The organism is Paenibacillus taihuensis, from assembly GCF_003386535.1.
In the GTDB taxonomy this organism is placed as follows: Bacteria; Bacillota; Bacilli; order Paenibacillales; family Paenibacillaceae; genus Paenibacillus_Z; species Paenibacillus_Z taihuensis.
The window spans coordinates 1-12,561 of sequence record NZ_QTTN01000023.1; the positions used below are offsets into that span (position 1 = coordinate 1).

At 53.2% G+C, this 12,561-nt stretch carries 10 protein-coding genes and 1 pseudogene; 2 read left to right on the forward strand and 9 right to left on the reverse strand.

The features are described from left to right. A pseudogene (locus tag A8990_RS31850) lies at positions 1-220 on the forward strand (group II intron reverse transcriptase/maturase); the annotation flags it as partial. A 478-nt stretch (positions 221-698) separates the two neighbouring features. Here A8990_RS31850 and nrdR read toward each other — a convergent pair. Then, complete coding sequence (nrdR, locus tag A8990_RS18430) at positions 699-1,160, reverse strand: transcriptional regulator NrdR (RefSeq protein ID WP_116190516.1); 462 nt, start codon at positions 1,158-1,160, stop codon at positions 699-701. A gap of 136 nt (positions 1,161-1,296) precedes the next feature. Here nrdR and A8990_RS18435 point away from each other — a divergent pair, with 136 nt between their 5' ends. After that, the gene (locus A8990_RS18435) at positions 1,297-1,506 is read left to right on the forward strand and encodes an alpha/beta-type small acid-soluble spore protein (RefSeq protein WP_090572721.1); all 210 of its coding nucleotides are present in this window, start codon (positions 1,297-1,299) and stop codon (positions 1,504-1,506) included. A 77-nt stretch (positions 1,507-1,583) separates the two neighbouring features. Here A8990_RS18435 and A8990_RS18440 read toward each other — a convergent pair whose 3' ends face one another. The 8 genes from A8990_RS18440 to A8990_RS18475 form a co-directional block, all read right to left on the reverse strand. Further along, positions 1,584-2,180 (reverse strand): lytic transglycosylase domain-containing protein, encoded by a 597-nt coding sequence (locus tag A8990_RS18440; protein ID WP_116190517.1) that lies wholly within the window; start codon positions 2,178-2,180, stop codon positions 1,584-1,586. Beyond that, the gene (gene coaE / locus A8990_RS18445; RefSeq protein WP_116190518.1) at positions 2,177-2,773 is read right to left on the reverse strand and encodes a dephospho-CoA kinase; all 597 of its coding nucleotides are present in this window, start codon (positions 2,771-2,773) and stop codon (positions 2,177-2,179) included. The genes A8990_RS18440 and coaE overlap by 4 nt, the downstream gene beginning before the upstream one ends. Positions 2,774-2,841: 68 nt before the next feature. After that, positions 2,842-3,564: an MntP/YtaF family protein gene (locus A8990_RS18450; protein ID WP_245996090.1), complete on the reverse strand. Its 723-nt coding sequence runs from the start codon at positions 3,562-3,564 to the stop codon at positions 2,842-2,844. 97 nt (positions 3,565-3,661) lie between these two features. Next, positions 3,662-4,534: a DNA-formamidopyrimidine glycosylase gene (gene mutM, locus A8990_RS18455; protein WP_116190520.1), complete on the reverse strand. Its 873-nt coding sequence runs from the start codon at positions 4,532-4,534 to the stop codon at positions 3,662-3,664. A 163-nt stretch (positions 4,535-4,697) separates the two neighbouring features. Further along, positions 4,698-6,839, reverse strand: a complete 2,142-nt coding sequence (locus tag A8990_RS18460; protein ID WP_181909657.1) for an ADP-ribosylglycohydrolase family protein — start codon at positions 6,837-6,839, stop codon at positions 4,698-4,700. A 109-nt stretch (positions 6,840-6,948) separates the two neighbouring features. Beyond that, the gene (gene polA / locus A8990_RS18465) at positions 6,949-9,606 is read right to left on the reverse strand and encodes a DNA polymerase I (protein ID WP_116190521.1); all 2,658 of its coding nucleotides are present in this window, start codon (positions 9,604-9,606) and stop codon (positions 6,949-6,951) included. A 120-nt stretch (positions 9,607-9,726) separates the two neighbouring features. After that, positions 9,727-10,896 carry an EAL domain-containing protein gene (locus A8990_RS18470; RefSeq protein ID WP_116190522.1) on the reverse strand — a complete coding sequence of 390 codons (1,170 nt, stop codon included), beginning with the start codon at positions 10,894-10,896 and terminating at the stop codon, positions 9,727-9,729. Further along, on the reverse strand, positions 10,893-12,440 hold the full coding sequence (locus A8990_RS18475; RefSeq protein WP_181909658.1) for a GGDEF domain-containing protein: 1,548 nt from the start codon (positions 12,438-12,440) through the stop codon (positions 10,893-10,895). The genes A8990_RS18470 and A8990_RS18475 overlap by 4 nt, the downstream gene beginning before the upstream one ends. Positions 12,441-12,561: the final 121 nt, after the last annotated feature.

Here is a 12,561-nt window from a genome sequence, read left to right on the forward strand (position 1 = left end):
CATGGTGTACTGGAAACAATGGAAACGAGTGAAGACAAGGTTTACGAACCTAAAAGCATTTGGGATCCGCGCCAAACAAGCATGGGAATACGCCAACACAAGAAAGGGCTACTGGAGAACCTCCCATAGCCCGATCCTCTCCAAATCCCTCGACAACAATACCCTCAAAGAACTCGGATTCTTATTCTTTTCAGATTACTACCGACAAGTTACAACGTAAACTTAGGAACCGCCGTATACCGAACGGTACGTACGGTGGTGTGGGAGGTCGGCTACTCAACTAATGGGTAGCCTCCTACCCGATTACTTGTTGGGGCGGGTTCGCTGGCCAGTTGATCGCCTAACATCAAACGGGATCTGTAGCCTCCTCCGACTCCAGTCCAATCCAGCAATAGGCTTAACGGACACAGCAGACCTTATGGCTGGCTTTTTCGAGCTCCAGCTGCGCTAACGGACTACAGTGTCACTATCACTCCATTTCTGAGCCAAAATTGGCTCAAATGCTGGGAATAAGGAATCTGGAGTCCGTTAGAATTTCAAAACTGTCGATTTCGCACGAATAACGTCTCTGTAGTCCGTTAGAGGCCATCCGCCACTACACAAGAAAAGCCCAAACCCTCACAGGGTTCAGGCTTTAACACGCATCATCACTTATTCAACTATCACGCATCAATCATCCACGCTCAACCATCACTCAATCAACCGTCACTCCTCGAGAGCAGATTGCTCAGCTCTTTCATAAACATGTCGATATCCTTGAACTGCCGATAAACGGAGGCGAACCGGACGTAAGCGACTTCATCAACCGGATACAGCTGTGACATAACGAGCTCGCCGATTTCGCGGCTCTCTACTTCGGCAAGCGCCGTCGTACGCAATTCTTTCTCCGCTTCGGACACGATGATTTCAAGCTGATCAATCGATACCGGACGTTTCTCGCAGGCACGAATAAGTCCGCGCAAAATTTTGTCGCGGCTAAATTCTTCACGGCTGCCGTCTTTCTTAATGACGATCAGCGGCGTTTCCTCCACCATCTCGAACGTCGTGAACCGCCGTGTACATTTCTCGCACTCCCGGCGGCGGCGAATCGATTTATTTTCGTTAGCGGGTCTGGAATCAAGCACTTTTGTCCCGGCATAGTCGCAATACGGACATTTCATCGGTTAATATCCTCCGTCTTCATAGCAGTGTGTGAACGCCAAATTCTCTTCACCAATCGATTACCAGCCGTTACCTGTTATTAAAAAAGGCATTCCGCACATAATACAGTTACCAACCGCAAGGAGGTGAACGACAGTGGCTAACGGAAACAGCAACCAACTAGTTGTACCACAAGCTAGCGCTGCACTTGACCAAATGAAATATGAGGTCGCACAAGAGCTGGGTATTTCCCTTCCGCAAGATGGATACTACGGCAACATCACAACAAAAGATGCCGGTTCCATCGGTGGCAGCATTACCCGCAAACTAGTGCAAATTGCAGAGCAATCTCTAGCAGGTCGATAATCAAAGGTCTTAATCAACAAGCTTTGGCTGGTTGCCGGTAGGCAGCCGGCCAAAGTTTTTATCATTTCAAAAAAGTCTTATTCGGCACCGGTATCTACAAGCAAATCCGGATATAGGTCCTTATACTTATTATAATAATAAATGACACGCTGTATATAGTGCCTTGTTTCGCCATACGGTACCTGATCTATCGTGTCCAGCTGCCCGTCCCATGTGCCGCCTTTTAGCCAGCGGTTTACCGTTCCGGGACCGGCATTATACGCTGCGATGGTCGTATACATATTGCCGTCAAACTGATTATACAATGAGTTCAAGTACCAGGCGCCGATCTCGATTCCAACATCAGCCCGGTTCGAAATGGATTCCAACGTAACATTCGTGAATCCACCCCGCTCGATAATCCACTTGGCTGTATCTGGCATAAGCTGCATCACGCCGATCGCACCTTTTTTCGAAACGACGCCTGTCTTATAATTCGTCTCGACGCGGATAATCGCTGCCACGAGATGCGGCTCCAGCTTATAATTGTTTGCGCTAATAACAATATCCTCTCGGTATTTCACCGGGTACAGCCAGTGGCTCATCCATTCCGAGCGTACGAATAGTAAGGTGAGAAGTGCAATACACAAGATGAGAACCACTCTGCGCCGAAATTTGTTTCTTCGTTTCTTCATGGCAATCCCTGCTCACGCCAAAATCGTTCAATCTGCTGTTCCGTCTCCGCCAGTGTTCCTCTGTTGTCGATGACGTATGTAGCCCGGCGCTTCTTCTCTTCAATATCCAGCTGCAGCGCGATCCGCTGCGACGCTTGCTCTTCTGTTAACTGGTTCCGCTGCTTAAGCCGTTCGAGCTGAACAGACTGCGGCACGTAGACGACCATCACCGCATCGTACATCGCATCTTGTCCCGTTTCAAACAATAAGGGAATGTCTGCGACGATCAGCTGCTTCGGATCTTCCGCTTCATACGCTTCTATTCTTTCCCACATTCGCTTCCGAATTGCAGGATGCAGAATAGAATTCAGTTTGCTTAACTGTTCAGGATTGTTAAACACAAGCTTGCCAACTTGAGCCCGATTCATCGTTCCATCTTCATTCAAGACAGCTTGTCCGAATTCAGAAACAATTGCCGCGAGCGCAGGCTCGCCGGGAAGCACCACTTCCCGGGCGACCTGATCAGCATCAACAAGCTTGGCGCCTCGCGCGAGAAGCATCGCGCTGACCGTGCTTTTACCACAAGCGATGCCGCCTGTTAATCCGAGTCTCAATACATTCACCTCATAATGGAATAAGCCTAAATGAACCATGTGTTGCAGTATATCATTACCATTCTATTCTACATGAGCCGCAAGAAGCCCATCACAATCAGCATAATACCCGGCAGCACCGATAAAGCACGCATACCGCGCCATCCGGCGAATCGGAATCCGAGCCGCATGCCGGCAAGCAGGAAGAGCCCGCTGGTCGTACTGATAATAAGTGCAGTCAGCAGTGGATCATACCCGACCATCGCAGCTCCAAGACCCGCGCCGAAGCTGTCGAGCGACAAGGCGAAGCCGAGCAAAATCGCTTCCGATGCCGAGATGATTCCGGAACGGTCTACGTCAGCGACCTGCGGCGTCCGCAAAATCTGGATGACGATACCGAGTCGTTTGAGCTCGAGGTTGACGATCGCCGATGCAGTCACTTCACCTGACGCAGGCTGTACTTCCGTGACGGCGATGCCGCTCACTTGCGATGCCGCGCTATCGGCAGCCTCGTCATCCGCGACGTTGTCCCCGGCCTTGCGACGCTGCCAATATTGTATGAGCGCCCAGACGCCGATACACATGAGCAGCAGCGCACCGATCATTTTGGCCACGGTCGGCGACATATAATTGGTTAAGATCGAACCGATTTGCATCGATAGCCAGACGACAAGACCCGAGCAGAACGCGATAATGATTACCGACAGAATCGGAATCCGAATACGGCGCAAGCCGTACGTAACCCCAACGCCAAATCCATCCAAGCTTACAGCAAAAGCAAGCAGCAGCAGTGAAGCGGCATGTACAAGCACTTTGATGTCCCTCCCATGATGACAAAGCACAGGCGTTCTGTGCATTCGCCTAGAAACATGAATGGTACATCATATGCGCGCTGCTTCAACTCGTGCCTTATTTGGCGGCCTGCTTGACCTGATTCGCCCGTTTACCCGCTTTCGGCAGAGGCTGACAACGCAGACAAATGTGCGTGCCACGTCCGCCGACAACGGATTTGCTGATCGGACCGCCGCAGCTGCGGCATGCTTCCTTCTCGCGGCCATACACAAGCAGCTCATGCTGGAACATGCCCATCTCGCCTTGACCGTTTACATACGACTTAATCGAGGAACCTCCCGCATCAACTGCGCGGCCGAGCGTTGCTCGAATGGCATCGTACAATCGGCTCCAATCCGCAGCCTTCAGCGTATCCGGCGTCCGCTCCGGATGGATGCCTGCCGTGAACAGCGCCTCATCCACATAGATATTGCCGAGTCCGACGATATGCTCTTGATTCAACAGCAGCGGCTTAATCTTCGTTTTGCGGCTGGCGACTGCTTTCTTGAACGCCTGCAGCGTGAACGCTTCTTCGAGCGGCTCGATGCCTAGCTTATTCAGCGGCGGCAGCGTCAGATCATCGCCCGGCGCGAACAAATGCATCGTCCCGAATTGGCGTACGTCCTTATAACGCAGCTCCATGCCGTCATCGAAGTGGAACCTCACATGCGTATGCAGTTCAACTGGTTCGTCTTGCTTATATACACCATAACGGCCTTCCATGCGCAAATGCGAAACAAGGACAAGACCATCCAGTATAATCCTTAGAAATTTACCCCGTCTCTCCACGGATTGAATCGTGTGGCCCGCAAGCGCAGCAGCGAAAGCTTCCGGCTCCTCCGGCCGTTGAATGATTCGCGGAAGGGTAACGGTAACCCGCTCGATCCGTTTGCCTGCAACAAGCTCGTTCAGCGTCCGGCGAACGGTTTCAACCTCTGGTAATTCCGGCATTTCTTATTTCCCTCCCATGCAAAAAGCTCAACCACCATTATACCTCAGCGCGGCCAAAACTCCTAGCGACAAGGACTCCCATCTTCAGCGGTTTACAACGATTTCTCAATAAGAAAAACTCCCGCCGCACGCAGCGACGAGAGCTTCACCACAATTGTATCGATTATTGCCCGCGAACCGAAAATTGCTTGTAATGCGTATGGCTGCCCGCCATATTCGAGAACCCGATTTGCCCGTTCAGATACGGAGCATCTGTATCCTCCACCTGAAGCACCTTGATCCCATCTACGTAGACGATGAAACGGTTCTGAATCGCAGCAACTTTAATCGTATAATCGCTCTGCAGCGACCATGCAAAGTCAGCCGAAGCAAGCTCCTTGTAACCATGCGAATTCTTGTAAAAGCAAACCTTATCGCCAGGTGCGAGACCAACCGCGTAAGACCGGATGCCGCCTTGGACGCGGAACTGAATGTGATGATGACCGCCAGCAATCGGATGAACGACCGCTTCGTACACATAGTCCTGCCACTTCAGATCGCCGGTGTAGGTTTCAGCTGGCTCGCCGCTGTAGCTGCCGGACAACTCGCCGCCTTCAAGCGCCCAAAGTCCACGTAGACTGGTGAACTGGCTCACCGGAAGATGAAGTCCGTGCCAGCGCTCTGTCCGTTCGTGCTGGAAGCTCACCGCATATTGTGGCGTACCCGAGAAGTCCATATGGTCGACATAAGCGACCAGATTATCGTTCCAGCCTTCCGACGGTATGAATTCGATGCCTGCTTCCTCGATGCACACATTCTCCATGTAAGGCAGCTCGAACCGTATCGAAGTCCATTCGCCCCGTACGAGTTCAACTGTTTCACCGTAATGACGCACCTCAGCATTGCCATCAAGTACATATAGCCGTGCCCGAATACCTGCCCTGCCAAAGTCAGGCACCATCACCTTAGTGCTAATCGTTTGCCCCGGATACAGCTGCGGCGAGAAGCTAGGATCGTAGCGGCTGTCGTTGAAATCATCCGGACGATAGTAGGTCTTGTAGTACGTCCGGTAACCATAACCGCATGTTGCCCGGTCGAACACCACTTTCAGGGCGCGGCTGCCGCTCGCCACTGCTTCAGTCGTATTTTCCACGAAGCTCGTGACATGTGCGCCGCTTGGATCAAAGTCGGTACGGAAGGCATGCGTAGAGCCTGGATATTCAAAATGGAACCGCGGCCCGTCACCTTTCAGCACCGAAGCCCACTCCGAAGGCAATTCTACGCCAGCAATTTTGTAGCCAAAGCTTGCGATATACGATGCGCACCAAGGGATGTCCAGCATATTGAGCGTGCCAATGACACTGGAGCAGCAGAGGAAGTCGTTGATCGGCTTGCGCCACGAAGCATCGATGCCGTCCAGTCCATTCATGACGCCCATAATCGTGCCGACGTTCGCAACGTTGCAGTCCGTATCCCAGCCGCACATATTACAGATGTTAATGGCTCGTGAGAAGTCGCCGCCTCCATAGAGCAGGGAGAGTACGATGACCGCCGCATTCGGGATGATGTGGCATTCGCCAGGATACAGACGATAGCCGAAATTGTCTCTTACATAGAAGAACGCTTCGCGCCAATTCTCCGGTTGCTGGGCGTGGTAATCCATGACCGCCCGCGTCATGCGCGTAAATTCGCAATCCGCCGGAATGACCGTCAGTCCTTCCTCCAGAATCGTGCGAATATCCTTATGTACGAATGCAGCCGCGATACACGCCGCAATGAACATGCCGCCGTACTTGCCATTACCGTCATGAGAGACACTTGCAATTTTCTCCGCATACTCGGCAGCGCGCTTCGGATTGCCTGGATTAATGAGTCCCCATACATCGATGAAGATTTGACCGCCGATTTGCTCGGCGACGGCTGCACCGTTCTGCTCAATCGAGCCGGAACGCGGCGCCATAATTCCATTCTTCAAATTCTGATATGCCGTATGCTCCGTCGACTTGCCATAGCCGCCCCACCAGAAGAAGCTGTGGCCGTCCGGCGCATAGTTGAGCCACGTAAGACCCATCTGCTCCGCCGTAATGTCGCTTGTATGTGTGAAATCCTCTAACGCGCGCAGGAAGAACATCGGACCATTCGTGTCATCATCCGCGGCGAAGTTCTTGAACGTATGCAAGTACCCGGTAATCTCCCCGAACGTTCGCGCAATCCGGTCATATGTCCACTGTTCAATATTGCCGCCGTGGCGCACGCCAATGACTTTGCCTAGCCAGCCGGCGTATACACGCTCTATATAATCGTTCGGAATCGAAGTCACTGTCATTTCATAGCCCTCCTCGAGTAAAGTAAGCGGTTGCAAGATAAAGCAATGAAGAGGCTGCCATGAATATGAACATAATCATTAACAGTCATAGGCAGCCTCTCTCTTTCAATTACTTCGCTTCATACCAGTTGTCGCCATAGCTGACGTCCGCCCGCAGCGGTACATCCAGCTTCAGCGCGCTCGCCATGACTTGCGGCACGAGTGTCTTCATCAGTTCCAGCTCTTCCTGCGGAACCTCGAAGACGAGCTCATCGTGCACCTGCAGCAGCATCCGGCTGCGCAAGCCGCGCGCGCGGATTTCCTTGTCCATGTTCACCATGGCCAGCTTGATAATATCCGCCGCCGTACCTTGGATCGGCGTATTCATCGCCGTCCGTTCCGCGAACGAACGGATATTGAAATTCGACGCATGGATGTCCGGCAAGTAGCGGCGGCGATCCAGCAGCGTCGTCACATAGCCGTTCTCCCGCGCCTGCACGACGATGTTGTCCATGTACGCACGAACGCCTTGGAACGCGGCAAAATATTGCTCCTTGAACCTTGCCGCCTCATCCCGCGTAATGTTCAGGTTGTTCGAAAGACCGAAGTCGCTGATGCCGTAGACGATACCGAAGTTTACGGCTTTCGCTTGGCGGCGCATGTTCGAATCGACTTGATCAGGCGTTACGCCAAACACGTCCATCGCCGTCTTCGTATGGATATCGATATCTTTGATGAACGCTTCCTTCATATTCTCATCGCCCGAAATTTCCGCTAGGACGCGGAGCTCGATCTGCGAATAGTCGGCAGCGAGAATCGTCCAGCCCGGTTCAGATGGTACGAATGCCTTACGGATTCGGCGTCCTTCCTCGAGGCGGATCGGAATGTTCTGCAGGTTCGGGAATTGGCTCGACAGACGGCCAGTCGCGGCAATCGTCTGCCGGTAATAAGTATGCACCTTGCCCGTATCGCGGCGAATCTCTTTAAGCAGCCCTTCCACGTACGTGGATTGCAGCTTCGCCAATTGACGATAGTGCAGGATCATGCCAACAATCTCATGATACGGCGCCAGCTTCTCGAGTACCTCTGCATCGGTGGAGTAGCCCGTCTTCGTCTTCTTCCACGCCGGCAGGCCAAGCTTCTCGAACAGCACTTCGCCGAGCTGTCTTGGCGAGTTGATGTTGAACTCCATGCCCGCATGCGTATAGATATCGCTCATATACTGGGCGATATTGCGCTCCAGCTCTGCGCCGAGGTCTTCCAGCACGGCAGGGTTCACCTTGATCCCTTGCTTCTCCATGCCGGCAAGAACAACCGCGAGCGGCTGCTCAAGCTCGTAGCACAGCTTGCTCATATGGCCCTTCTCCAGCTCATCCGTCAGAACCGGGATAAGCCTGCGAACTGCATCAGCCTTCGCAGCCAAGTGCGCGGCAAGCACGTCGCTGCCTGGCACTTGGAATTTCGCGCCTTTGCCATATACCGCTTCGTCCGACTGAATCGAAGCAAGCTTATAGCGGGAAATAAGCGCAGCAAGCGTCAAGCTTGTATCGGTCGGATCAAGCAAATACGCAGCAAGCATCGTGTCGAGCGCCACTCCGCGCAGGTCGATGCCCATCCAATGCAAGGTCAGCTCCGCTTTATGCAGATCGTAGCCTTTCTTCGGCGCATTCGCATCTTCCAGCCATGCACGAACCGGCGCGGACAATGTCGTCCCCATCAGCTCGTCATACGTCACCGTCAGAATGCGGTCGCCGCTGGCAACTGCAATGCCGATCAGCCTAGACTGATGCGGATTATCACCGATCGCTTCAATATAGATGCTCTCGGATGCCCTCAACAATTCGGTCACCTCGTCAGCAGGCAAGCCGCTCAGAGACACGACCTCATAGTTCGCTTCCGCAGCCGGCACATCCGCTGCACTGCCCGCAGCTGAGAGACCGAGCCGCTCGATGAGCGACTTGAACTCCAGCTTGCGGAACGCATCGCCGAGTGCCGCATCGTCATAGCCGCTGTACGCAAGCTCGTCCGATTCATGCTCGAGCGGCACTTCGCGGTAGATCGTCGCGAGCTTCTTGCTCATCACGGCGCTTTCCTGATGCTCCTCGACCTTTTCCTTCATCTTGCCCTTCAGCTCATTCACGCCTGCGATGACCGCTTCAACGCTGCCGAATTCATGCAGCAGCTTCAGCGCCGTCTTCTCCCCGACGCCCGGTATGCCCGGGATGTTATCGGACGTATCGCCCATAAGCCCCTTCAGATCGATAATCTGCAGCGGCGTCAGACCGTAGCGCTCCTTAATCTCAGCGGGATTGTATCGCTCCACTTCGCTGATCCCCTTACGGGTAAGCGCAATCGTCACGTTGTCGGACGCGAGCTGCAGCATATCTTTATCGCCGGAGACAACGACCGTCTCTACGCCGCCTTCATCCGCGATGCGGCTGAGCGTTCCGATAATGTCGTCCGCTTCATAGCCCGGCAGCTCATACTGCGCGATGCCGAATGATTTCAACAGCTCTTTCAAGATTGGGAACTGCTCGCTCAGTTCCGTCGGCGTCTTCTCGCGTCCGCCTTTATATTCAGCATAGCCTTCATGACGGAATGTCGTCTTGCCGGCATCGAACGCAACGAGCATATGCGTCGGTTTCTCTTCCTCAATGAGCTTCAGCAGCATCGTTGTAAAGCCGTACACCGCATTCGTATGCAGCCCCGCAGAATTGGTCAGCGGCGGCAATGCGAAGAATGCCCGATAAATGATACTGTTGCCGTCGATCAATATCCATTTCGCCATTAGACAGGCACACCTCACCTTATTTTTCCTACTGCTTATCATAGCATAAAGCAAACAAGCTTTCCCACCTCCGCCCGCAAGCTGCAAGCAAGAAGTGGAAAAGCTTTTTTCGCACAAAAATTATCCGATTGTCGGCCTTGGTCGTCCCAGCAAATAACCTTGCGCATACTGCACGCCAAGCTCTTTCACGAATTGGAGCTCCGCCTCCTCTTCAATCCCCTCGGCTACCAGCGAGATGTTCATCTGCTTCGCCAGCTCTGTGAAGGTATGAACGAGGTGGCCTTTCATTTCGTCCTGATGAATGCCGCTAATGAGCGACCGGTCGATCTTGATATAGTCCGGTTTCAATTCAACAATCGATTGCAGAGAGGAGTAGCCTGCGCCCGCATCATCAATTGCGATCTGGTACCCTTGGCTGCGGTAATGCTGCAGAAGCTTCTTGGCAGAGGCAAAGTCCTCAATCGAGCTGCGCTCCGTAATTTCAAACACGACATGATGAGGCGACAGCCCATACCGCTCGAGCAGCAGCAACGTCTGTCCCGGCGTAAAGGTCGGGTCCTGCATAATCTGCGCGGTTATGTTAATGAACAGCTTCTGCCCGCTCGACAGCCCGGTGCAGCATTCAATCGCTCGTTCCCGTGCAAGTCGGTCAACGGAGTAGGTTAGTCCTTCTTCCGCGGCAAAATCAAACAGCCCCAGCGGACCGTCAAACCAGCGCTGAGACGGCACCCGCGACAACGCTTCGTAGCCGTAAGCCGCATCCGTTCCGCATTGCAATGAAATAATCGGCTGATAAACGGGCTGAATGAGTCGCCCTTGCAAGATCTGATCCAGCGTGCGCCGCTTAAGACCTCGCTCTGTCGCACACTTTGTCTGACCATGAATGATGGCACGCTTGATCCCTTCGTACAGCCGCTCTTGCTCGGAATGAATGTCGTTGTCGAGAATCGATACGCCTGCATGGAGATTTAGCTCCGGCACTTTGCCGCCGAAGGCCGAATCCATGAACCGATGCTGCCAATCCTTCTTCATCTGGCTGCCGAGCTCAAGCAGCTGTTCTTCCATCAGTTCCCTCCTTACATAAGGCAGCTTCAAACACACGAATAGATCGTCTCGCAGCCATAATCTCGACAAGTCGCTTGAACCTGATGGCTTCTGTTCCTGCAGCACAAGTTCGGCGAACGCCTTCCATTCTGCCTGCAGCCTTGCGCTGATCTCCATTCGCTCCTGCGCCTTGCCATGCCAAGCGAAATAGATGATCCCCATCTGCTCTGTAGTTGTTAATGTCACGTTATTCCCTCTCCCGGATGCTTTTCGGGTACATCGGCTGCAACAAAGGCACTGCCGCTCACCGCCTTCGCCTGTTTCTTCAGTCTGGCAGCTGCCTGCGAGATCATCGCTGTCGTCACCTCATGCTCCCCGTCCCATTGCAGCAATGATAACGATAATGTAACGCCGTCTTGCTCCACCGCTTTGCCGCTTCGGTCCATAACGGTTGTGCCTGCTTTCCCACCTTGATGGTAGGCGCTAATTCCGCCGTCAAAGCGGGCAATAATATATTTGCACAGCTTCTCCGGTTCAGATGTATGAGAGAGAACGATGAAATCATCCCCGCCGATATGGCCGACAAAATCCTGCTTTTCGCCTACATGCCGTGTTACGTCCTGCAGCACAGTGGCGAGATACCGGATCAATTCATCCCCTTGGCTGAAACCGAAGCAATCGTTATACCATTTGAAATAATCCAGATCGCCGTAAACAATCGAGAACGGCTTGCCCGAATCGATGCGCCGCTGCATCTCCCGTTGAATCGTCGCATTGCCAGGCAATCCTGTGAGCGGATTCGCGGTTCTAGCTTCCTCCGTACGCAGCTGCGTCATGCATTCGAGAATCGAACGAATGGATGCCGCACCGATCAGCTTCTCGTGCCTTGTAATGATGACGACATGATACAGTCTGGAAATATCGCGCGCCATCGCTTGCTGCGCCACCTGCTCAACGGTCAGATTCGCATCGACGACGAGCGTCTCTTCATCCATAATCTTCGTGATCGATCGGTTCCAATAGAGCGGAAGCCCGAACTGTCCTGCGAGCAGCTGATTCATGTTCTCTTTCATGACGAGCCCAAGAGGCCTGCCTTCACTTGCAATTACCGCGCCTTGCACATGCGTGTTAATCTCAAACATGCGGGCAAGGTCTGATACAAGCGATGTTGGCGAGAAGGTCGGAATCGGCTTCGCAAGCGCTCCGATCAAGAATGGCGCAGGCGAGACGTTCGGCAGTCCTTTACTCCCACTTCCCCAGTTCCACTCCTGCTGGTCCGTGTCCTTGCCTCCGCTTGCAAAAGCGTCCTGTTCGATCGCTGCCGCAGCTTGCTCGATTGCCGCATTTCGCAGCTGCTGGTTTAACATCATCGTCACTGCTTCTCGAATACCTTTGTAAATCGTAGCTTCCGCAGATCGTCCGTTCGTCGATGGAACAGCCGCAGCGAAGCCAATGCTGAATTTAGTTCCCGTGCCGCCAAAATCCTCATAGCCTTCATAGCCTCGAAGCAGCTTGCTCTGGAGCGAGTCCACGCTACTACGCAGCAGCTTGTCCAGCTTCTCCTCCGATTTGCCGCCGCGCTGCAAAAAGAAAAAGTAATCGTTCTCCATCCTGTACCGCCACACAAGCCCGCGCTGCTGCATAACCCATCCCGCCATCGCTTCTTGAACGGACAAAGGCACTGCTGCGGATAATTGTGCGATGATGATCCCGATCCCTCCGCTGCCTGACCGCTCCCGAAGGCGCTGGATCATTGTGCGGTCTAACAGCCCATATCCTATTTCGTCCACTTGCATCCCTCTTTAGGTATCCAGTCATATAATAGGAGATTCCAAACATTACTATTGTAGGACATGATTGTGAAGGGAGCATTAAATTCGTGTAAAAATAAAAAGATCCGCGCCGCTTAGG

Excerpts from the sequence above, each read along its gene's own strand:
- nrdR (WP_116190516.1), bottom strand. The coding sequence starts at position 1,160 with ATGAAATGTCCGTATTGCGACTATGCCGGGACAAAAGTGCTTGATTCC.
- A8990_RS18440 (WP_116190517.1), bottom strand. The coding sequence starts at position 2,180 with ATGAAGAAACGAAGAAACAAATTTCGGCGCAGAGTGGTTCTCATCTTG.
- mutM (WP_116190520.1), bottom strand. The coding sequence starts at position 4,534 with ATGCCGGAATTACCAGAGGTTGAAACCGTTCGCCGGACGCTGAACGAG.
- A8990_RS18460 (WP_181909657.1), bottom strand. The coding sequence starts at position 6,839 with ATGACAGTGACTTCGATTCCGAACGATTATATAGAGCGTGTATACGCC.
- polA (WP_116190521.1), bottom strand. The coding sequence starts at position 9,606 with ATGGCGAAATGGATATTGATCGACGGCAACAGTATCATTTATCGGGCA.